Annotated in this window: 18 protein-coding genes; 7 read left to right on the forward strand and 11 right to left on the reverse strand. The window is 62.0% G+C overall.

The annotated features are described in order from the left end of the window. Positions 1 to 9: 9 nt before the first annotated feature. Entirely contained in the window at positions 10 to 1,986 is a 1,977-nt protein-coding gene (locus AC3WRD_RS04570) for a methyl-accepting chemotaxis protein (RefSeq protein ID WP_102620718.1), read from the reverse strand. Between the two features lie 181 nt (positions 1,987 to 2,167). After that, complete coding sequence (locus tag AC3WRD_RS04575) at positions 2,168 to 3,088, reverse strand: LysR substrate-binding domain-containing protein (protein WP_102620717.1); 921 nt, start codon at positions 3,086 to 3,088, stop codon at positions 2,168 to 2,170. Positions 3,089 to 3,245: 157 nt separating this feature from the next. Here AC3WRD_RS04575 and AC3WRD_RS04580 point away from each other — a divergent pair, with 157 nt between their 5' ends. Further along, positions 3,246 to 4,643 (forward strand): NorM family multidrug efflux MATE transporter, encoded by a 1,398-nt coding sequence (locus AC3WRD_RS04580; protein WP_096817311.1) that lies wholly within the window; start codon positions 3,246 to 3,248, stop codon positions 4,641 to 4,643. A 44-nt stretch (positions 4,644 to 4,687) separates the two neighbouring features. On the opposite strand, the gene AC3WRD_RS04585 is transcribed toward AC3WRD_RS04580, so the two are convergent. Beyond that, on the reverse strand, positions 4,688 to 6,361 hold the full coding sequence (locus AC3WRD_RS04585; RefSeq protein WP_096817309.1) for a putative bifunctional diguanylate cyclase/phosphodiesterase: 1,674 nt from the start codon (positions 6,359 to 6,361) through the stop codon (positions 4,688 to 4,690). Positions 6,362 to 6,625: 264 nt separating this feature from the next. On the opposite strand from AC3WRD_RS04585, the gene rep reads away from it, so the two are divergent. Together rep and AC3WRD_RS04595 are read left to right on the forward strand one after the other, a co-directional pair. After that, the gene (rep, locus tag AC3WRD_RS04590) at positions 6,626 to 8,635 is read left to right on the forward strand and encodes a DNA helicase Rep (protein ID WP_085731399.1); all 2,010 of its coding nucleotides are present in this window, start codon (positions 6,626 to 6,628) and stop codon (positions 8,633 to 8,635) included. A gap of 57 nt (positions 8,636 to 8,692) precedes the next feature. Further along, the gene (locus tag AC3WRD_RS04595) at positions 8,693 to 9,265 is read left to right on the forward strand and encodes a xanthine phosphoribosyltransferase (RefSeq protein WP_007920398.1); all 573 of its coding nucleotides are present in this window, start codon (positions 8,693 to 8,695) and stop codon (positions 9,263 to 9,265) included. Positions 9,266 to 9,334: 69 nt separating this feature from the next. Here the strand turns inward: AC3WRD_RS04595 and AC3WRD_RS04600 are convergent, their stop codons facing one another. The 6 genes from AC3WRD_RS04600 to dadA form a co-directional block, all read right to left on the reverse strand. Then, positions 9,335 to 11,257, reverse strand: a complete 1,923-nt coding sequence (locus AC3WRD_RS04600; protein WP_102620716.1) for an acetyl-CoA hydrolase/transferase C-terminal domain-containing protein — start codon at positions 11,255 to 11,257, stop codon at positions 9,335 to 9,337. A 136-nt stretch (positions 11,258 to 11,393) separates the two neighbouring features. Continuing rightward, positions 11,394 to 11,810 carry a c-type cytochrome gene (locus AC3WRD_RS04605; protein ID WP_025112727.1) on the reverse strand — a complete coding sequence of 139 codons (417 nt, stop codon included), beginning with the start codon at positions 11,808 to 11,810 and terminating at the stop codon, positions 11,394 to 11,396. A gap of 182 nt (positions 11,811 to 11,992) precedes the next feature. Continuing rightward, a complete protein-coding gene (locus tag AC3WRD_RS04610) occupies positions 11,993 to 12,541 on the reverse strand; it encodes a cupin domain-containing protein (RefSeq protein WP_096817305.1) in 549 nt (182 codons plus the stop codon). A gap of 89 nt (positions 12,542 to 12,630) precedes the next feature. Further along, complete coding sequence (alr, locus tag AC3WRD_RS04615) at positions 12,631 to 13,704, reverse strand: alanine racemase (protein WP_102620715.1); 1,074 nt, start codon at positions 13,702 to 13,704, stop codon at positions 12,631 to 12,633. A 95-nt stretch (positions 13,705 to 13,799) separates the two neighbouring features. Further along, on the reverse strand, positions 13,800 to 14,153 hold the full coding sequence (locus AC3WRD_RS04620; RefSeq protein ID WP_039765240.1) for a RidA family protein: 354 nt from the start codon (positions 14,151 to 14,153) through the stop codon (positions 13,800 to 13,802). Beyond that, complete coding sequence (dadA, locus tag AC3WRD_RS04625) at positions 14,125 to 15,429, reverse strand: D-amino acid dehydrogenase (RefSeq protein ID WP_085731396.1); 1,305 nt, start codon at positions 15,427 to 15,429, stop codon at positions 14,125 to 14,127. The genes AC3WRD_RS04620 and dadA overlap by 29 nt, the downstream gene beginning before the upstream one ends. A gap of 155 nt (positions 15,430 to 15,584) precedes the next feature. Here dadA and AC3WRD_RS04630 point away from each other — a divergent pair, with 155 nt between their 5' ends. Then, the gene (locus tag AC3WRD_RS04630; RefSeq protein WP_003177284.1) at positions 15,585 to 16,073 is read left to right on the forward strand and encodes an Lrp/AsnC ligand binding domain-containing protein; all 489 of its coding nucleotides are present in this window, start codon (positions 15,585 to 15,587) and stop codon (positions 16,071 to 16,073) included. A 4-nt stretch (positions 16,074 to 16,077) separates the two neighbouring features. On the opposite strand, the gene AC3WRD_RS04635 is transcribed toward AC3WRD_RS04630, so the two are convergent. After that, entirely contained in the window at positions 16,078 to 16,431 is a 354-nt protein-coding gene (locus tag AC3WRD_RS04635; protein ID WP_007954485.1) for a YkgJ family cysteine cluster protein, read from the reverse strand. 144 nt (positions 16,432 to 16,575) lie between these two features. Here AC3WRD_RS04635 and AC3WRD_RS04640 point away from each other — a divergent pair, with 144 nt between their 5' ends. Continuing rightward, positions 16,576 to 17,886, forward strand: a complete 1,311-nt coding sequence (locus AC3WRD_RS04640; RefSeq protein WP_102620714.1) for an NAD(P)/FAD-dependent oxidoreductase — start codon at positions 16,576 to 16,578, stop codon at positions 17,884 to 17,886. Between the two features lie 41 nt (positions 17,887 to 17,927). Here the strand turns inward: AC3WRD_RS04640 and AC3WRD_RS04645 are convergent, their stop codons facing one another. Next, positions 17,928 to 18,173 (reverse strand): DUF1127 domain-containing protein, encoded by a 246-nt coding sequence (locus AC3WRD_RS04645; protein WP_096817297.1) that lies wholly within the window; start codon positions 18,171 to 18,173, stop codon positions 17,928 to 17,930. 179 nt (positions 18,174 to 18,352) lie between these two features. Here AC3WRD_RS04645 and AC3WRD_RS04650 point away from each other — a divergent pair, with 179 nt between their 5' ends. Continuing rightward, on the forward strand, positions 18,353 to 19,774 hold the full coding sequence (locus AC3WRD_RS04650) for an aminotransferase-like domain-containing protein (RefSeq protein WP_102620713.1): 1,422 nt from the start codon (positions 18,353 to 18,355) through the stop codon (positions 19,772 to 19,774). Positions 19,775 to 19,834: 60 nt separating this feature from the next. Beyond that, positions 19,835 to 21,403, forward strand: a complete 1,569-nt coding sequence (locus AC3WRD_RS04655; protein WP_102620712.1) for a phospholipase D family protein — start codon at positions 19,835 to 19,837, stop codon at positions 21,401 to 21,403. The last annotated feature ends 1 nt before the right edge of the window (position 21,404 follow it).

Raw genomic sequence — 21,404 nt, forward strand, 5'->3', positions numbered from 1 at the left:
TACGCCCTCTCAGCGGAAGCGGTCGACCTCTTGGCGCAGGTCGGCCGCCAGGCTTTCCAGCTCCTTCGCCGTAATGGCCAGGTTCGACACCACCTCGCGCTGCTCGCTGTTGGCCATCGCGATGCTCTGCAGATTGCTGCTCAACAACGTCGCGGTGCTGCTCTGCTCCTGCGTCGCGGTGGTGATCGCCGCGAACTGCTGACCCGCCGAACGACTCTGCTCATCGATCCGCGCCAGCGCCGACGCGACGTTGGCATTGCGCGACAGGCCTTCCTGCATCAGCACGTTGCCCTGCTCCATGGTGCTGATGGCGTTGCCGGTTTCCTGCTGGATGCTGTGGATCATCCCGGAGATTTCGTCAGTCGCCTGACGGGTACGCGACGCCAGATTGCGCACCTCGTCAGCCACCACAGCAAAACCGCGACCCTGTTCACCGGCACGGGCCGCTTCAATCGCAGCGTTGAGTGCCAGCAGGTTGGTCTGTTCGGCAATCGAGGTGATCACGCTGACGATGCCGCCGATTTCCTGGGAGCGCTGACCGAGCGTGTTGATTACAGTCGCGGTGGTGTTCAGCGCGCCGGCAATCTGCTCCAGCGAGGACGACGCTTCTTCCATCGAGCTGCGACCGATCTGGGTCTGCTGGGCATTTTCCTGGGCCAGACGCTGAGTGTTGCCCATGTTGTCGGCAATGTTCAGCGAGGTGGCGGAGAACTCTTCAACCGCACCCGCCATGCTGGTGATCTCGCCGGACTGCTGCTCCATGCCTTCATACGCGCCGCCGGACAAACCGGACAGCGCCTGCGCACGGCTGTTGACCTCTTCCGAAGCGCGGCGGATGTGCTCGACCATGGTCGACAGCGCCTGGCTCATCTGGTTGAAGGCACGGGCCAACTGACCGATTTCATCGTTGCTCGAAACGTTCAGGCGCACGCTCAGATCGCCGGCACCCAGGGCTTCCGCCTGACGCACCAGATCACCCAGTGGTTGCAGTTTGCTGCGCAGCAGCCACACCGCCGAACCGACCGCAATCAGCATCGCCAGCAGGCTGCCGATGGCCAACTGGATGCCAACGCTCCAGGTCACTTCGCGGATCTCGGATTTCGGCATGCTCGCCACCACCGACCACGGTCCACCCTCGAACGGTACGGCGATGCTGTAGAAGTCTTCGGACTTGTCGCTCCAGAACCGGCCCTTGCCCGGCGTCTTCGCCAGACCGTTGACCACCGGGACCGCTTGATCCGGCGCCTGCACGCCCGCTGGCGCAACCAGCCACTTGTTTTGTTCGTCCAGCAGCGCCAGGGAGCCGCTCTGGCCGATGCGGAAACGCTTGAGGTTATCGAACTGGGCGTTTTGCGCGTCGGTGTAATCGAAGCCGACGAACAACACCGCGATCACCTTGCCGCTGCTGTCACGCACCGGGGTGTACTGAGTCATGTAGGAACGATCAAACAGCAGCGCGCGGCCGACGTAGCCCTGGCCCGCCATCAACTTTGCGTAGGCCGGGTGAGCGTGATCCAGCAAGGTGCCGATGGCGCGAGTGCCGTCCTGTTTGGTCAGCGAGGTACTGACCCGCACGAAGTCTTCGCCGCTGCGCACGAACAGCGTGGCAACGCCCGCCGTCATCTGCTTGAACTCGTCGACTTCCTTGAAGTTGTTGTTCAACACTTCGCTGCCCAGGTGCAGGCCCGGGGTCTGGGTGCCCGCCACACTGACCGGCTCGCTCGGGTGAATGCTCAGGCCCGCGCTGAAGCGCTTCTCGAACAACCCGCTCAGGCGCTGGGTGCTTTCACGCAGCGTGCCGTGGAAGGTGCTCAACTGGTCGGCGAGCAGACGTGCCTCGCTGGCCAGGTGTTCTTCACGGGTGGCGAGGTTGGCGGTGTCCAGCGAACGCAGGGCGAACACCGTACTGCCACTGATGACAACCGCCAGTATCACGGCGAGCGCGAGGCCCAGCTGCGAGGCGATCCGGGCGCGAGGTTGAGACATGGACAGCTCCTGGCCGAGTCTGCGGATCCTCCCTGATCGCGGCTCGGAAAATTCTAATAATGGGGGTGAAGCCTGGAACCGGCACGACGGTCCCACTTGCACGTATTCGGCGGTAAAGCCGAATACTTGAGTGCACAGCGGGGTTATGGCCGAAGGCCGGCATTGTGGCGGCTCGAACGTTTCAGCTCAAGCGCGTGACCGGCGGCAACACCATGGCGTGGACTTCGCCTTGCAGGAAGTCGCTGAGCCGGCGCAAACGTTCACCTCCCGGACGGGTCTTTGGCCACACCAGGTAATAATTCAGGCCACTGGCAACTGCCGTCGGCCACGGCAGACTCAAACGCCCTTGCGCGACATCTTCGGCCACCATCAACAAATCGCCCATCGACACGCCATAACCCCGGGCCGCCGCGATCATCCCCAGTTCCAGGGTATCGAACACCTGCCCGCCCTTGAGCGATACCTGATCCGACAGTCCCATGTGCTCCAGCCAACTGCGCCAGTCGCGGCGATCCGGCGTCGGGTGCAGCAATTCGGCGCTGGCCAGTCGCATCACATCCCAGGGCTGGTCGTGCAAAAGACTCGGGGCGCCGACCGGAATCAGCTCTTCCGGGAACAGCAGGCTGGCCTCCCAGTCCGACGGAAAATGCCCGTCGCTCAGCAGCACCGCGCAATCGAAAGGTTCGTTGTTGAAGTCCACCGAATCCACGTCCATCCAGGCACTGGTCAGTTGCACTTCATTGCCCGGCTGCAAATGGCGGAAGCGACTGAGCCGCGCCAGCAACCAGCGCATGGTCAGGGTCGACGGGGCCTTCATGCGCAGGATGTCATCTTCGGCGCGCAAGGTATTGCAGGCTCGCTCCAGCGCGGCGAACCCCTCGCGGATGCCCGGCAGCAGCAAGCGCGCCGATTCGGTCAGTTGCAAATTGCGTCCGCTGCGATGGAACAGCCGACAGGCGAAGTGCTCTTCGAGCGTGCGGATATGCCGGCTCACCGCACTCTGAGTGATCGACAACTCCTCGGCTGCCCGGGTGAACGAACTGTGGCGTGCCGCCGCTTCGAATGCGCGCAGGGCATACAAGGGTGGAAGGCGACGGGACATGGACAGCGCTCCAATGGCGGGATTGCGCCAACTTAGCAGAATTGCTCCTGGATGAGTTTTAATCATGCCACCCATCCTTTTTATCCCTTTGTGCAAGCCGCGCCAAACCCTGAGAATCGACGGTCTCTTGCTCCCTCTTTATACGGATGTGAACACCATGCAGCGTCCTGTGCGTACCGAACTCTGGGCCATCCTGCGGCTGGCGGGGCCGTTGATTGCCTCGCAGTTGGCACACATGCTGATGGTGCTGACCGACACCCTGATGATGGCCCGCCTCAGCCCCGAAGCGCTGGCCGGTGGCGGTCTGGGCGCGGCGAGCTATTCGTTCGTGTCGATTTTCTGCATCGGCGTGATCGCGGCGGTCGGCACCCTGGTCGCGATCCGTCAGGGCGCCGGCGATATTATCGGCGCCGCCAAACTGACCCAGGCCGGGTTGTGGCTGGCGTGGCTGATGGCGCTCGGTGCCGGGCTGCTGCTGTGGAATCTGAAACCGGTGCTGTTGCTGTTCGGCCAGACCGAGACCAACGTCAACGCGGCCGGGCAGTTTCTGATCGCGCTGCCGTTTGCCCTGCCCGGCTACCTGAGCTTCATGGCCCTGCGCGGCTTCACCAGCGCCATCGGCCGGGCGACACCGGTGATGGTCATCAGCCTCGCCGGCACCGTGGCCAACTTCCTGCTCAATTACGCGCTGATCACCGGCATGTTCGGCCTGCCAAAGCTGGGGCTGACCGGTATCGGACTGGTCACGGCGATTGTCGCCAACTGCATGGCACTGGCGCTGGCGTGGCATATCCGTCGGCATCCGGCCTATGACGCTTACCCGCTGCGCGAGGGCCTGTCGCGGCCGAACCGGCAGTACCTGAAAGAACTCTGGCGCCTGGGTCTGCCGATCGGAGGCACCTACGCGGTGGAGGTCGGGTTGTTCGCTTTCGCGGCGCTGTGCATGGGCACCATGGGCAGTACGCAACTGGCGGCGCATCAGATCGCTCTGCAAATCGTCTCGGTGGCGTTCATGGTGCCGGCGGGGATGTCGTATGCGATCACCATGCGCGTCGGCCAGCATTACGGCGCCGGACAATTGAACGATGCGCGGATGTCCGGGCGGGTCGGCATCGTCTTCGGTGCAGTGGTGATGCTGGGGTTTGCGATGGTGTTCTGGTTGCTGCCGAATCAGCTGGTCGGTTTGTTCCTCGACCATAACGACCCGGCCTTTGCCGAGGTGATTCGTCTGGCCGTGAGCCTGCTGGCTGTGGCAGCGTGGTTCGAGCTGTTCGACGGCACGCAGACCATTGCCATGGGCTGTATTCGTGGGCTGAAGGATGCCAAAACCACGTTTCTGGTCGGGCTCGGTTGCTACTGGCTGATCGGCGCGCCGGCGGCGTGGCTGATGGCGTTCCATCTGCATTGGGGGCCAACTGGCGTCTGGTGGGGACTGGCGCTGGGGCTGGCCTGCGCGGCGATCAGCCTGACGCTGGCGTTCGAATGGAAAATGAAGCGGATGATTCGCCTGGAGCCTGCACCCTCAAAGCCGTTCGCAGTCGCCCAACCTGAATAGGTGTTTCCCTGTGGGGGCAGGCTTGCTCCCACAGGGTTCTGTGGTTAAACCACGATTTCCAGCGGCGGCTGCTGACTCGCATCGAAGGTCAGGTATTCAACCAGCTCCGCCAGCGGCAACGGCTTGCTGATCAGATACCCCTGCACCTGATCGCAGCCGAACCCGCGCAGCAACTCCATCTGCTCCGGGGTTTCCACCCCTTCGGCCACCACTTCCAGGTGCAGGTTGTGCGCGAGGTTGATCATCGCGTGCACCAGTTTGCGGTTTTCTTCGCGCTGTTCCATGCCGCCGACGAAGCTCTTGTCGATCTTCAGCAAGGTGATCGGCAGGCTGTTGAGGTGCACGAACGACGAGAATCCGGTGCCAAAGTCATCCAGCGAGAAGCGCACGCCGAGGCGGCCGAGGGCGTCCATGGTCTGTTTGACCAGATCGCTGCGGCGCATCACGGCGGTTTCGGTGAGTTCGAATTCCAGCCACTGCGCCTCGACACCGCGCTCGGCGATCAGACGACTGAGCGTCGGCAGCAACTGGCTGTCCTGGAACTGGCGGAACGACAGGTTGATCGCCATGTGCAGCGCCGGCAATCCGCGTTCGCGCAAGGCCTGCATGTCACGCAGAGCCCGGGAAATCACCCAGTAACCCAGCGGCACGATCAGACCGCTCTGCTCGGCCAGCGGCACGAATTCGCTCGGTGGCAGCAAGCCGCGCTCACTGTGACGCCAGCGCACCAGCGCTTCGAGGCCGACAATCTGGCCGTCCTGCATGTTCAGACGCGGCTGGTAATGCAGCTCCAGCTCATCGCGACGCAAGGCCCGGCGCAGCTCGCTTTCGAGGTCGGCCATGCTTCGCGCATTGCGGTTGATCCGCTCGTTGAAGATGTGAAAGGTGCAGCCTTGCGTGCTCTTCGCCTGTTGCATGGCGATGTGTGCGTGCCACATCAACGGATCGGCGCCGCCCTGGGCGCGGGCATGGGCGATACCGAGGCTGGAGCCGATCAGCAGGCTTTCGCCATCGACCCAGTAAGGTTCGGCCAAGGCTTCGGTGATGCGTTCGGCCATCCATTCAGCCCGTTGCGGGGCGCGGCGGGTGTCGATCAGCAAGGCGAATTCGTCGCTGCCCAGGCGCGCCAGTTGATCGCCGGCCTCCAGCTGGCTTTTCAGCCGTGCGACGACTTGCAGGATCAGGCGGTCGCCGGCCTGATGGCCGAGGGCGTCGTTGGCGTGACGAAAGTTGTCGAGATCGAGGTGCCCGAGGGCCAGGCCGCGACCGTCGTTTTCGGCCAGCCGAGCCGTGAGCAGGGTCTGGAAACCCTGACGGTTGGCGATGCCGGTCAAGGGATCCTGTTCGGCCAGGCGTTGCAGGGTGTTTTCCAGCACGCCGCGTTCGCGCACATGGCGCAGGCAACGGCGAAGCATGCCGGCATCGAGGGCATCGAACACCAGCCAGTCACTGACGCCATCGGGTGCGGTCGCCGGCTCGTGCTCCAGCAGCAACACCGTCGGCAGGTTGCACCGGCCGGGCGCCGGCTGCAAAGCAGGAACGGTCAACAACACCGCATGGCGGTTGTCTTCGAACAGACTGCTGACCGACTCCCAGTTCGGCGCGCTGATCAGCACCGCCGCACTCCCCAACGGAGCCAGACACTCGCGCAATAACGCTGTCCACGCTGGCTCTTCGGCCAGTAGCAGCAAACGCAAGGGTTCGACAGGCGTAGTCAAGCTGACTCCCTAGACTCTGCAATGATGTGGGCGGCGGGCATTATGCCGTTCTGCCAACCAATGACCAAATGACAACGGTTATCAAAACGTTATTTTGTGTCACGAATGAGAACATTAGCCGCAAAATCACCGCGCATCCTGCGTGAAAGTAACAAAACCGGCAAATTTGAATCGCGTGCTGCGTCACAAGTCGGAGAGAGCAGCACAAATCGCTGAGCCTGTTAAAATGCCGGCCCATTTCGTCAACGACTCCCGAATTTTCGTATGTCCCGACTCAATCCCCGGCAGCAAGAAGCCGTGAACTACGTCGGCGGCCCTCTATTGGTGCTCGCCGGTGCTGGCTCCGGCAAGACCAGCGTGATCACGCGCAAAATCGCGCACCTGATCCAGAACTGCGGCATCCGTGCCCAGTACATCGTCGCCATGACCTTCACCAACAAGGCCGCGCGCGAGATGAAGGAACGGGTCGGCACCCTGCTGCGTGCCGGCGAAGGTCGTGGCCTGACGGTCTGCACCTTCCACAACCTGGGCCTGAACATCATCCGCAAGGAACATGAACGGCTGGGCTACAAACCCGGTTTCTCGATCTTCGACGAAACCGACGTCAAGTCGCTGATGACCGACATCATGCAGAAGGAATACGCGGGCGACGACGGCGTCGACGAGATCAAGAACATGATCGGCGCCTGGAAGAACGACCTGATCCTGCCGGCCGAAGCCCTGGAAAACGCCCGCAACCCCAAGGAACAGACCGCCGCCATCGTCTACACCCACTACCAGCGCACGCTCAAGGCGTTCAACGCGGTGGACTTCGACGACCTGATCCTGCTGCCGGTGAAGCTCTTCGAAGAGCACGCCGACATCCTCGAAAAGTGGCAGAACAAGGTGCGTTACCTGCTGGTCGACGAATACCAGGACACCAACGCCAGCCAGTACCTGCTGGTGAAAATGCTCATCGGCAAGCGCAACCAGTTCACCGTAGTAGGCGACGACGACCAGTCGATCTACGCCTGGCGCGGCGCGCGGCCGGAAAACCTGATGCTGCTCAAGGACGACTATCCGTCCCTGAAAGTGGTGATGCTGGAGCAGAACTATCGCTCCACCAGCCGCATCCTGCGCTGTGCCAACGTACTGATCTCGAACAACCCGCACGAATTCGAAAAGCAGCTGTGGAGTGAGATGGGCCACGGCGACGAGATCCGCGTGATCCGCTGCCGCAACGAGGACGCCGAAGCCGAACGCGTGGCGATGGAGATCCTCAGCCTGCACTTGCGCACCGATCGCCCGTACAGTGATTTCGCGATCCTCTATCGCGGCAACTACCAGGCCAAGCTGATCGAGCTGAAACTGCAGCACCATCAGGTGCCGTACCGTCTGAGCGGCGGCAACAGCTTCTTCGGCCGCCAGGAAGTGAAAGACCTGATGGCCTACTTCCGCCTGATCGTGAACCCGGACGACGACAACGCCTTCCTGCGCGTGATCAACGTGCCGCGCCGCGAGATCGGCTCGACGACCCTGGAAAAACTCGGCAACTACGCCACCGAACGCAAGATATCGATGTACGCCGCCACCGACGAACTCGGCCTCGGCGAGCATCTGGACAGCCGCTTCACCGATCGCCTGTCGCGCTTCAAGCGCTTCATGGACAAGGTGCGCGAGCAGTGCGCCGGCGAAGACCCGATCTCCGCCCTGCGCAGCATGGTCATGGACATCGACTACGAGAACTGGCTGCGCACCAACAGCTCCAGCGACAAGGCGGCGGACTACCGGATGAGCAACGTCTGGTTCCTGATCGAAGCCTTGAAGAACACCCTGGAAAAAGACGAAGACGGCGAAATGACCGTCGAGGACGCCATCGGCAAACTCGTCCTGCGTGACATGCTGGAACGTCAGCAGGAAGAGGAAGACGGCGCCGAAGGCGTGCAGATGATGACCCTGCATGCGTCCAAGGGCCTGGAATTCCCTTACGTGTTCATCATGGGCATGGAAGAGGAAATCCTCCCGCACCGCTCCAGCATCGAAGCCGACACCATCGAAGAAGAGCGCCGCCTGGCCTACGTGGGCATCACCCGCGCACGCCAGACCCTCGCGTTCACCTTCGCCGCCAAGCGTAAACAGTACGGCGAGATCATCGACTGCGCGCCAAGCCGCTTCCTCGATGAGCTGCCGCCGGACGACCTGGCCTGGGAAGGCAACGACGACACACCGACCGAAGTCAAAGCCGTGCGGGGCAATAGCGCATTGGCTGATATACGCGCGATGTTAAAGCGCTAGAATTGACCACTTTTTACTAGACCTTCGGCGCACAAAGCGCCAAATGAGGACAGCTTCATGGAAGCATTGCACCAGAAAATCCGCGAACAAGGCATCGTGCTTTCCGACCAGGTCCTGAAGGTCGACGCCTTCCTGAACCACCAGATCGACCCGGCCCTGATGAAGCTGATCGGCGACGAATTCGCCTCGCTGTTCAAGGATTCCGGCATCACCAAAATCGTCACCATCGAAGCGTCGGGCATCGCCCCGGCGATCATGACCGGTCTGAACCTCGGTGTGCCGGTGATCTTCGCCCGCAAGCAACAGTCCCTGACCCTGACTGAAAACCTGCTGTCGGCGACCGTTTACTCGTTCACCAAGAAAACCGAAAGCACCGTGGCCATCTCCCCGCGTCACCTGACCAGCAGCGACCGCGTGCTGATCATCGACGACTTCCTGGCCAACGGTAAGGCGTCCCAGGCGCTGATTTCGATCATCAAGCAAGCCGGCGCCACCGTCGCGGGCCTGGGCATCGTGATCGAGAAGTCGTTCCAGGGCGGCCGTGCGGAGCTGGATTCGCAGGGTTACCGCGTCGAGTCGCTGGCTCGCGTGAAATCGCTGAAGGATGGCGTGGTTACTTTCATCGAGTAACCCGTAACACCGCAGGACTTCTGTGGGAGCCAGCTTGCTGGCTCCCACCGTTGTTTTGGGGGTGGACAGTTATTGCGCGGTGGCCTTCAGGCCAGTGAGCAACAACCGCTGAAACAGGTCTTCTTTCAGACCTTCCGGGTGGGTGAGCTGCATGCGCGCCAGATGCTCCGGATACAGCGAAGCCTCCGGCGCATCCAGCGCTGCCTTGCCCAGCTCCAGAATCTCGGTCAGTTTGAACTTGCTCTTCAGCCAGTTCAGCGCCCGCAGCAAATCCTTCTCGACCTCATTGAAATCGCAGCCCAGCGGATATTCCGGAAACAGATTCGGATGCCGTGCGGCAATCGCCTGCAAGCGTTGCGGGGTGTTGTCGGTAAAGCGTGGATCGAGGCGGAAATCCTTCGGCAGTTTGCCGACCTTCTGTGCCTGCTCGATCAGACCCTGCTGAAAGCGCGAGTCACTGATATTGAGCAGCGCTTCAATCACCACCGCATCGGACTTACCACGCAGATCGGCGATGCCGTACTCGGTGACCACGATATCCCGCAGGTGCCGTGGAATCGTGCAGTGGCCATATTCCCAGACAATGTTCGAACTGACGTCACCGCCGGACTCGCGCCAGCTGCGCAGCAGCAGTATCGAACGCGCATCGTGCAGCGCATGGCCCTGGGCAACGAAGTTGTACTGCCCGCCGACGCCGCTGAGCACCCGGCCATCCTGTAGCTGATCGGACACCCCGGCTCCGAGCAGGGTCATGGTGAATGCGGTGTTGATGAATCGTGCATCAAGGCGCTGCAGGCGTTTGAGTTCTTCCTGACCGTACAGCTCGTTGATGTAGCTGATGCGGGTCATGTTGAATTCGAGGCGTTTGCTGTGGGGCAGCTCACGCAAGCGCTCATAGAAACTGCGCGGCCCGAGGAAAAAGCCGCCGTGCACTGAAATGCCGTCGGTTTGCGCCGCCTCGTCGAGGTTGCCGGCGTTGGCCTGTTGTTGGGTCTGCACGTCCGGGTAGACCTTGCGCCGGATGATCCCGGCGTCCGCCAGCACCAGCAGGCCGTTGACGAACATTTCGCTGCAACCGTAAAGGCCCTTGGCGAACGGTTCGATGCCGCCCTCGCGCTCGATCAATTGCGCCCACTGGCTGAGATTCACATCGGCCAGCAACTCCCGGTAGCCTACATTGTCGGCCTGACGCGCCAGCAACGCAGCGGTCAGCGCGTCACCCATCGAGCCAATGCCGATCTGCAAGGTGCCGCCGTCGCGCACCAACGTACTGGCGTGCAGGCCGATGAAGTGGTCCTGAAACCCGACGGGCATGTTCGGCGTGGAAAACAGCGTGCTGTTGTCCTTCTCATCAATCAGCAGGTCGAAGGTGTCAATTTCGACTTCGGCGTCGCCCGGCATGTACGGCAACTCGGTGTGCACCTGGCCGACCAGCAGAACGGTCTCCCCCGCCGCCCGGCGTTTGGCGATCATCGGGAACAGGTCGAGGGTGATGTCCGGATTGCAGCTCAGGCTCAAGCGATCAGGATGTTCGCTGCTGCTGGCGAGCAACTGCGCCACCAGGTTCAGCCCGGCGGCGTAGATGTCGCGGGCTGCATGGCTGTAGTTGCTGCTGACGTAGTCCTGCTGGGCCGGCGCGCTGTTGAGCAGGCTGCCGGGCTGCATGAAGAATTGCTCGATGCGGATGTTGGCCGGCAGGCTGTCGCGGTGCAGGTCAGCAAGGAAATCCAGCTCCGGGTAATCACCGAACACCCGCTCGACGAAGGGTTCGATGAAGCGCTTCTGCAAACCGTCGCCCAACGAAGGCCGGCCGAGGCACAGCGCGGTGTAGATCGTCAGTTGCCGCTCCGGCAAACCGGCGATGCGCCGGTACAGCGCGTTGACGAAGAGATTGGGTTTGCCCAGCCCCAGCGGCAGACCCATGTGGATGTGCGCCGGCAACCGAGCCAGTACGTCGTCCACTGCCTGTTCGATCGAACACAACTGCACCATCTGAAGCCTCCCGCCCGTTCCGTGAATAGAGGTACGACCGAGATTGCCGGTTGTTTGCTGCAATGAACAGCCTCGGGCCTGAATCGCAGGCACAAAAAAACCGTCCGAAGACGGTTTTTTTCGTCAGAAGTGCACCTTATTTCAGGCCGGACATCTTCTGGATGGCGCCCTTCAGCTCGTCATCCGAGCAATCGGCGCAGGTGCCTTTCGGAGGCATCGAGTTCAGGCCGGTGATGGCTTTGGCCAGCAGGCCGTCGAGGCCGCCCTGGTGATCGGCACGGTCTTTCCAGGCTGCTGCGTCACCGATTTTCGGTGCGCCCAACAGGCCGGTTCCGTGGCAAGCGTTGCAATGTTTGGCAATCACTTCGTCCGGCGTCTTGGCGCCGCCACCGCCGCCTGCCGAAGCAGCGACTTCCATCCCCTTGCACTCTTGCCCTTGAACACAGACCTGGCCGACGGGCTCGAGGCGTTTGGCAATGTCGTCATTCGTCGCAGCTTGAGCGCTGACAGCCCAGAGGGCCAGTACGGTTGCTGGTGCAGCCAGCATTTTCATAATTAGATTCACGCGTTCACCCTCAATGGTGGCTATTCACGCCTGCGGCCACGGTTCGCAGGCGGGCGCAAGTATAGCGGTTAGCCCGCCACACTGAAACAACCCCAAAGTTAAAGGGGTCTTGTTGCGCATCGGTCAAACAGTCCGGACACCTTTGCCGCACTGGCCTGGCGTCTCTCGGTTTAAAAATTCGCCGGCGTGGCTGCGCTGATTAGTCGCGCAGGCGAGTCGAACGGATTACGGAAACGATGCGGCTTGGTACTTTCAAAGTAGTAGCTGTCGCCGGCTTCGAGGATAAAAGTTTCAAGGCCCACCACCAGCTCCAGTCTTCCTTCCACCAGAATCCCGGTTTCCTCGCCTTCGTGGGTGAGCATTTCTTCGCCAGTGTCGGCGCCCGGCGGATAGATTTCATTGAGGAACGCGATGGCCCGGCTCGGGTGCGCGCGGCCGACCAGTTTCATGGTCACGGCGCCGTCGGAAATGTCGATCAGCTCGTTGGCCTTGTAGACGATCTGGGTCGGTTTTTCCTGCAGGATCTCTTCGGAAAAGAATTCGACCATTGACATGGGAATCCCGCCCAGCACCTTCCTCAGCGAACTGATCGAAGGGCTGACACTGTTCTTTTCGATCATCGAAATGGTGCTGTTGGTGACGCCCGCGCGCTTGGCGAGTTCACGCTGGGAAAGCCCTTTGAGCTTGCGGATCGATTGCAGTCGTTCACCGACGTCCAAGGCTTGGGCCTCCTGAGTGTTGTAGAAATATTGAGCGTTATCATGGCGACAGCGTTCAGTATTTACAACACTTGGGCCCAGCCTGGGCTTCAACCCTCGGAATAGAGCCTTGGGACCCGACGCAGGTTGCAGAAGATCTGGTACGGAATGGTGTCCGCCCACTTCGCCACTTCGCTGGCGAGGATGTTCTTGCCCCACAGCTCGACGGTCGAACCGAGGCCGGCTTCCGGCACGTCGGTCAGGTCGATGCAGAGCATGTCCATCGACACCCGGCCAAGAATGCGGCTGCGTTGGCCGGCCACCAGTACCGGCGTGCCGGTCGGCGCCTGACGCGGGTAACCGTCGGCGTAACCCATGGCAACCACACCGATGCGCATCGGTTTGTCGGTGACGAATTTCGCGCCATAGCCCACCGGTTCGCCGGCTGGCAGCTCGCGCACATTGATGACTTTCGATTCCAGCGTCATCACCGGTTGCAGGCGATCGGCCACGGCGTTGGCTTCTTCGAACGGGGTGGCGCCGTAGAGCATGATGCCCGGGCGCACCCAGTCGCTGTGAATCTGTGGCCAGCCCAGCACCGCCGGCGAGTTGCGCAGGCTGACTTCGGCTGCCAGCCCCTGACGCGCAGCTTCAAATACCGCGACCTGATCGGCGCTGCTCTGCTCGTGCAGTTCATCGGCGCGGGCGAAGTGGCTCATCAGCACGACCTTCGACACTTTGCCGCTGGCCAGCAGGCGCTGGTAAGCCGCCGGGTAATCCTTCGGATGCAAGCCAACGCGGTGCATGCCCGAATCGAGCTTCAGCCACACGGTGATCGGTTTGCTCAACGCCGCCTGCTCGATGGCTTCGAGCTGCCACAGCGAATGCACCACGCACCAGAAGTCGTGCTCGACGATCAGCGCCAGCTCATCGGCCTCGAAAAAGCCTTCAAGCAACAGCACCGGCGCACGAATCCCGGCGGCACGCAGTTCCAGGGCTTCTTCGATACACGCCACCGCGAAGCCGTCCGCTTCAGCCTCCAGCGCCTGGGCGCAACGCACCGCGCCGTGGCCGTAGGCATCGGCCTTGATCACCGCCAGTGCCTTGGCACCGGTGACTTCACGGGCGATACGGTAGTTGTGACGCAGGGCTTGAAGGTCGATCAGGGCACGGGCAGGACGCATGGCAGCAGACTTCTTGGCGGTCATGGGAATAAAAACCGGCGCTGGCTGACGGCGTGAACCGCCAACAGCACCGGGAGAGGGATCTTTAAAACAGGTTACGGCAACGCGGCGACGATGGAGATCTCGACCAGGATGCTCGGCTTGGCCATCTTCGCTTCGACGGTGGCACGGGCTGGCGCGGCGCCTTTGGGCAGCCATTGATCCCACACCGAATTCATGCCGGCAAAGTGCGCCTCGATGTCGTTCAGGTAGATCGTCGCCGACAGCAGGTGCTGTTTGTCGGTGCCGGCCAGATCGAGCAAACGCTCGATGTTGGCGAGTACGTCGCGGGTCTGCTGTTCCACGCCGGCGTTGAAGTCATCGCCGACCTGCCCGGACAGATACACCGTACCGTTGTGGCTGACGATCTGACTCATGCGCTCATTGGTGAGCTGGCGCTGGATTGCCATGCTTTGCGGACTCCTGGGTCTTGTTGCCATAACGGGAAATATCGAGGCCTTCGGCACTGATCTGCGGCTTTTTCTTCGCCATCAGGTCGGCCAGCAAACGACCGGAGCCGCACGCCATGGTCCAGCCGAGGGTGCCGTGACCGGTGTTCAGGAACAGGTTCTTGAACGGTGTCGCGCCGACGATCGGGGTGCCATCCGGCGTGGTTGGACGCAGGCCGGTCCAGAAACTCGCTTCGGCCAGATTGCCGCCCTGAGGATAAAGGTCGTTGACGATCATCTCCAGGGTTTCACGCCGACGCGGATTCAGCGACAGGTCAAAACCGGCGATCTCCGCCATGCCGCCGACGCGGATGCGGTTGTCGAAACGGGTAATCGCGACCTTGTAGGTCTCGTCGAGAATGGTCGAGGTCGGGGCCATCGCCGGGTTGGTGATCGGCACGGTCAGCGAGTAGCCCTTCAACGGATAGACCGGGGCCTTGATGCCCAGCGGCTTGAGCAGTTGCGGCGAGTAGCTGCCGAGAGCCAGCACGTAGCGATCGGCGGTTTCCAGCTTGCCGTCGATCCACACGCCGTTGATACGGTCACCGGCGAAATCGAGGCGCTGGATGTCCTGGCCGAAGCGGAATTCCACACCCAGGTTCACCGCCATTTCGGCAAGGCGGGTGGTGAAGATCTGGCAGTCGCCGGTCTGGTCATTCGGCAGGCGCAGGGCACCGGCGAGGATGTCGGTGACGCTGGCCAGGGCCGGCTCGACGCGGGCAATGCCGGCGCGGTCGAGGACTTCGAACGGTACACCGGACTCTTTCAGGACGGCGATGTCCTTGGCGGCGCCATCAAGCTGCGCCTGAGTGCGGAACAGCTGGGTGGTGCCCAGGCTGCGGCCTTCGTAGGCGATGCCGGTCTCGGCGCGCAATTCATCGAGGCAGTCGCGGCTGTACTCGGACAGACGCACCATGCGCTCCTTGTTCACCGCGTAACGGTTGGCGGTGCAGTTGCGCAGCATCTGCGCCATCCACAGGTACTGGTCGATGTCGGCGGTGGCCTTGATCGCCAGCGGCGCGTGGCGTTGCAGCAGCCACTTGATGGCCTTGAGCGGCACGCCCGGCGCGGCCCACGGCGAGGCATAGCCCGGCGAGACCTGGCCTGCGTTGGCGAAACTGGTCTCCATGGCCGCGGCTGGCTGCCGGTCGACCACCACCACTTCAAACCCGGCACGGGCCAGATAGTAAGCACTGGCGGTACCGATGACGCCGCTACCCAAGACCATAACGCGCATTTTTGTATCCCTCATCGCGGCGTGCCGCGTACGTCTGTTGTTAGAGCAATGATGCGCGCAGTGTAAAAAAGATTCGCCAGTGCTTTTCACTGTATAAGCGCCTATATTTGGCGACAATTCTCGGCAAAAACCCTTTTCACGGAGGCGCATCCCCTATGCGTACCAACACTCAGACCAAACGTGAGCTGGACAAGATCGACCGCAACATCTTGCGGATCCTGCAGGCGGACGGGCGGATTTCATTCACCGAACTGGGCGAGAAGGTCGGGCTCTCCACCACGCCTTGCACGGAGCGGGTGCGGCGCCTTGAGCGCGAGGGGATCATCATGGGCTACAACGCCCGCCTGAATCCGCAGCACTTGAAGGGTAGTCTGCTGGTGTTCGTCGAGATCAGCCTCGACTACAAATCCGGCGATACTTTCGAAGAGTTCCGACGCGCGGTGCTGAAATTGCCCCACGTGCTCGAATGCCACCTGGTGTCAGGGGATTTCGACTATCTGGTGAAGGCGCGGATTTCCGAGATGGCCTCGTACCGCAAGCTGCTGGGCGACATCCTGCTCAAGCTGCCGCACGTGCGTGAATCCAAGAGCTACATCGTGATGGAAGAAGTGAAAGAGAGCCTGAGCCTGCCAATTCCGGACTGATCGCTCAGACCAGCACCTGCCGGTTTTCGGCCATGTACTCGAACACCTGCTTCTCGACCCGTGGGTGAATCAGCTCCACCGGCCGCCGGCCGTTGGGGCACGGCAGGGTCTGGGTGGTGCCGAACAACCGGCATATCAGTGGCCGCTCGTCATACACCGTGCAGCCGTTCGGCCCCAGGTGCACACAGTTGAGTTCTTCCATGGCCGCGTCCTGCTCGGCGCGCGTCTTGCGCGGCAGGCGGGACATTTCCTCGGGCGAGGTGGTCACCGGCCCACAGCAGTCATGACAGCCCGGCACGCACTCGAACGTGGGAATCTGCTGACGCAGGGTGCGGATTTTCTGACTGTTGCAGCTCATTGCAGCGGTAACCGGAGCGAAATAGGCGGCAATTGTGCCGCAAAAGCCGTGATCCAGACACCATAAGCCGACCAATGTTGCCCGCCTCGGGCCTGCGGCTTATGCTCCGTCAAATTTTCTCGACACCCGTTCAGGATGACGCCCATGAATGCCCGCGCCCACGCCTCCGCGAGCCAACCCCACGTTGCCTCTTATTACGCCGCCAGCAGCCTGCCGCAGCCCGACCATCCGGTGCTGCAAGGCGAACTGATTGCCGACGTATGCGTGGTCGGTGGCGGTTTCTCCGGGCTGAACACCGCGCTGGAACTGGCTGAACGGGGCTTGAGCGTGGTGCTGCTGGAAGCGCACCGGATTGGCTGGGGCGCCAGCGGTCGCAACGGCGGGCAACTGATTCGCGGCGTAGGCCACGGGCTCGACCAGTTCGCCAACGTGATCGGCACCGACGGCGTGCGTCAGATGAAGCTCATGGGCCTGGAAGCGGTGGAAATCGTCCGACAGCGCGTCGAAAAATTTCAGATCCCCTGCGACCTGACCTGGGGTTATTGCGACCTCGCCAACAAACCTTCCGACCTTGAAGGCTTCGCCGAAGACGCCGAAGAGTTGCGCAGCCTCGGTTATCGCTACGAAACCCGTTTGCTGCAAGCGAACGAGATGCACACCGTGGTCGGCTCCAAGCGCTATGTCGGCGGCTTGATCGACATGGGTTCCGGTCACCTGCACCCGCTGAACCTGGCACTCGGCGAAGCCGCAGCGGCGCAGCAACTGGGCGTCAAACTGTTCGAACAATCGGCGGTCACCCACATTGATTACGGCCCCGAAGTCCGGGTGCACACGGCGCAAGGTTCGGTGCGGGCGAAGACGCTGGTGCTCGGCTGCAACGCCTACCTCAACAATCTGAATCCGCAACTCAGTGGCAAGGTGCTGCCCGCCGGCAGCTACATCATCGCCACCGAACCGCTGAGCGAAGAACAAGCCCACGCCCTGCTGCCGCAGAACATGGCGGTCTGCGACCAGCGCGTGGCACTGGATTACTACCGGCTCTCGGCGGACCGCCGCCTGTTGTTCGGCGGCGCTTGCCATTACTCGGGGCGCGATCCGAAGGACATCGCCGCGTATATGCAGCCGAAGATGCTCGAAGTGTTCCCGCAGCTCGCCTCAGCGAAGATCGAATATCAGTGGGGCGGGATGATCGGCATCGGTGCCAACCGTCTGCCGCAGATTGGCCGGCTCGCCGACCAGCCGAACGTATATTACGCCCAGGCCTATTCCGGCCATGGCGTGAACGCCACGCACCTGGCGGGCAAGTTGCTGGCCGAGGCCATCAGCGGCCGGCACAGCGGTGGCTTCGACCTGTTCGCCAAAGTGCCACATATCACCTTCCCCGGCGGCAAGCATCTGCGCTCGCCGTTGCTGGCATTGGGGATGTTGTGGCATCGGCTCAAAGAGCTGGTCTGAGCTCGTTCCCACGCTCTGCGTGGGAACGCCTGATACAGAACTCAGATCCGCCAGAACGGCTTCAACCCCTCCTCCAGCGCCTGTTCCCGGGTCAGCCCGACATCCTTGAGCTGCTCCGGTGTCAGGCCCAGCAACGCCTTGCGCGTGTGAAGACGATGCCAGAACAGACCCCAGCGACTCAGCCCGGACGGTGCGTTGCGCATGATCTCGTCGCGCGCGTTGTCCTGTTGCCCTGCCTCCAGTTCCTGACTGTGTAACGTCAGCCGCACATCGCTCAAGCCGTTCATTTTCATTGCTCCTGTTTACTTGGGTAGCCAGAGATTCCATGATGCGCGGGTCGACAAAAGCATTACAGATTCAACACATCTGTATTAACTCCATACAGATTTGCTGTTCCCGAGACTGAATTGTCGATTTACGCCGCATCTGTACTGGTTTTTCGAATCACCTGCATCGAGGCAGTGCCATGACCCTGTATGTGAACCTTGCCGAGTTGCTCGGCACCCGCATCGAACAAGGCTTCTACCGTCCTGGTGATCGCCTGCCGTCGGTGCGCGCCTTGAGCGTAGAACATGGGGTCAGCCTGAGCACGGTGCAGCAGGCCTATCGGATGCTGGAAGACAGCGGCCTGGCCACGCCCAAACCCAAATCCGGGTACTTCGTGCCGGCCGGTCGTGAGCTGCCGGAACTCCCGGCGGTCGGGCGTCCGGCCCAACGGCCGGTAGAGATTTCCCAGTGGGATCAGGTGCTTGAGCTGATTCGCGCCGTGCCGCGCAAGGACGTGGTGCAACTCGGTCGCGGCATGCCGGACATCTCGTCACCGACGATGAAGCCGCTGCTGCGCGGGCTGGCCCGTATCAGCCGCCGCCAGGACATGCCCGGTCTGTATTACGACAACATCCACGGCACCCTCGAACTGCGCGAACAGATCGCACGACTGATGCTCGACTCCGGCTGCCAGTTGAGCGCCAGTGATCTGGTGGTCACCACCGGTTGCCACGAAGCGCTGTCCACCAGCATCCACGCGATCTGCGAGCCCGGCGACATCGTCGCCGTGGATTCGCCAAGCTTTCACGGCGCCATGCAGACCCTGAAGGGGCTGGGCATGAAAGCCCTGGAAATTCCCACCGACCCGCTCACCGGCATCAGCCTCGAAGCGCTGGAACTGGCGCTGGAACAATGGCCGATCAAGGTCATCCAGCTCACGCCCAACTGCAACAACCCACTCGGCTACATCATGCCGGAGTCGCGTAAGCGCGCCCTGCTCAACCTGGCCCAGCGCTTCGACGTGGCGATTATCGAGGACGATGTGTATGGCGAACTGGCCTACACCTACCCGCGCCCGCGCACGATCAAATCCTTCGACGAAGACGGTCGCGTATTGCTGTGCAGTTCGTTTTCCAAGACCCTCGCGCCGGGGCTGCGTATCGGCTGGGTCGCGCCCGGTCGCTATCTCGAACGCGTACTGCACATGAAATACATCAGCACCGGCTCCACCGCGACACAACCGCAGATCGCCATCGCCGAATTTATCAAGGCCGGGCACTTCGAACCGCATTTGCGACGGATGCGCACGCAATACCAGCGCAATCGCGACGTGATGATCGATTGGGTGACCCGCTATTTCCCGGCCGGCACCCGCGCCAGCCGCCCGCAAGGCAGCTTCATGCTCTGGGTCGAACTGCCGGAAGGTTTCGATACGCTGAAACTGAATCGTGCGCTGCACGATCAGGGCGTACAGATTGCCGTCGGCAGCATCTTTTCTGCCTCGGGCAAGTACCGCAATTGCCTGCGCATGAACTACGCTGCCAAACCGACCGCGCTGGTCGAAGAGGCAGTGCGCAAGGTGGGTGCAGCGGCGATCAAACTGCTGGCTGAAGCCGACTGACCTTTTTCGAGAGACCCGCGTCCATATGCCGACCCTTGCCGCCAATCGGAACGATCCTACGTGAGCTTCAGACAGCCCCTACTCGCTCTGCTGTTACTCGCCTCGTTCCTTGGCGGTTGCGCGACCCTCGACGTACCGCGCGAGCCGAGCCAGGCATTGCCGGCCTCTGCATCGAGTTTCGGCCGCTCGATCCAGGCCCAGGCGGCACCGTACAAAGGCCAGTCCGGCTTTCGTCTGCTGTCCAACAGCACCGAAGCCTTCACCGCCCGCGCCGAATTGATCCGCAACGCCCAGAGCAGCCTCGACCTGCAGTACTACATCGTCCACGACGGCATCAGTACGCGAATGCTGGTGGAAGAAGTGCTCAAGGCTGCCGACCGTGGTGTGCGGGTGCGCATTCTGCTGGACGACACCACCAGCGACGGCCTCGACCTGATCATCGCCACGCTGGCGGCGCATCCGAACATCCAGATCCGTCTGTTCAACCCCCTGAACCTGGGGCGCAGCACCGGCGTGACCCGTGCGGCCGGGCGGCTGTTCAACCTGTCACTGCAGCATCGGCGGATGCACAACAAGCTGTGGCTGGCGGACAACAGCGCCGCCATCGTCGGCGGGCGCAATCTGGGTGACGAGTACTTCGATGCCGAGCCGAACCTCAACTTCACCGACATCGATATGCTCAGCGTCGGGCCGGTCGCCGAGCAGCTCGGGCACAGTTTCGACCAGTACTGGAACAGCGCCCTGAGCAAACCGATCGACGAGTTTCTCTCCAGCAAACCCTCGGCCAAAGACCTGCAGAACACCCGCACGCGCCTGGAAGAATCCCTCGAAGAAACCCGCAAGCAGAACCACGCGCTGTACCAACAGTTGATGACCTTCACCACCCACCCGCGCATGGACATCTGGCGCCGGGAGCTGATCTGGGCCTGGAACCAGGCGTTGTGGGATGCACCGAGCAAGGTGCTGGCGGACGGCAAGCCTGATCCACAACTGCTGCTGACCACGCAACTGGCACCGGAACTGCGGGGCGTCAGCAAAGAACTGATGATGATTTCCGCCTACTTCGTACCGGGACAGCCGGGGCTGGTTTACCTGACCGGCCGTGCCGATGCGGGTGTGTCGGTGAGCCTGCTGACCAACTCGCTGGAAGCCACCGACGTGCCGGCGGTGCACGGCGGTTACGCACCCTATCGCAAAGCGTTGCTGGAACATGGCGTGAAGCTGTACGAGCTGCGGCGCCAGCCTGGGGATAAGTTCGGCAGCGGCCCGCACCTGTTTTACAGCAAGTCGTTTCGCGGCTCGGATTCCAGCCTTCACAGCAAGGCGATGATTTTCGACGGGAAAAAAGCGTTCATCGGCTCGTTCAATTTCGACCCGCGCTCGGTGCTGTGGAACACCGAAGTCGGGGTGCTGGTGGACAGTCCCGAACTGGCTGCCCGCGTTCGGGAACTGGCCTTGCAAGGCATGGCGCCGGCGCTGAGTTACGAGGCGAAACTTCAGGACGGGAAAGTCGTCTGGGTCACCGAGGACAACGGCCAGATGCACACGCTGACCAAGGAGCCCGGCAGCTGGTGGCGGCGGTTCAATGCGTGGTTCAGCACCACGGTGGGGCTGGAGCGGATGCTGTAGC

The organism is Pseudomonas sp. FW215-R2 (genome assembly GCF_058789255.1).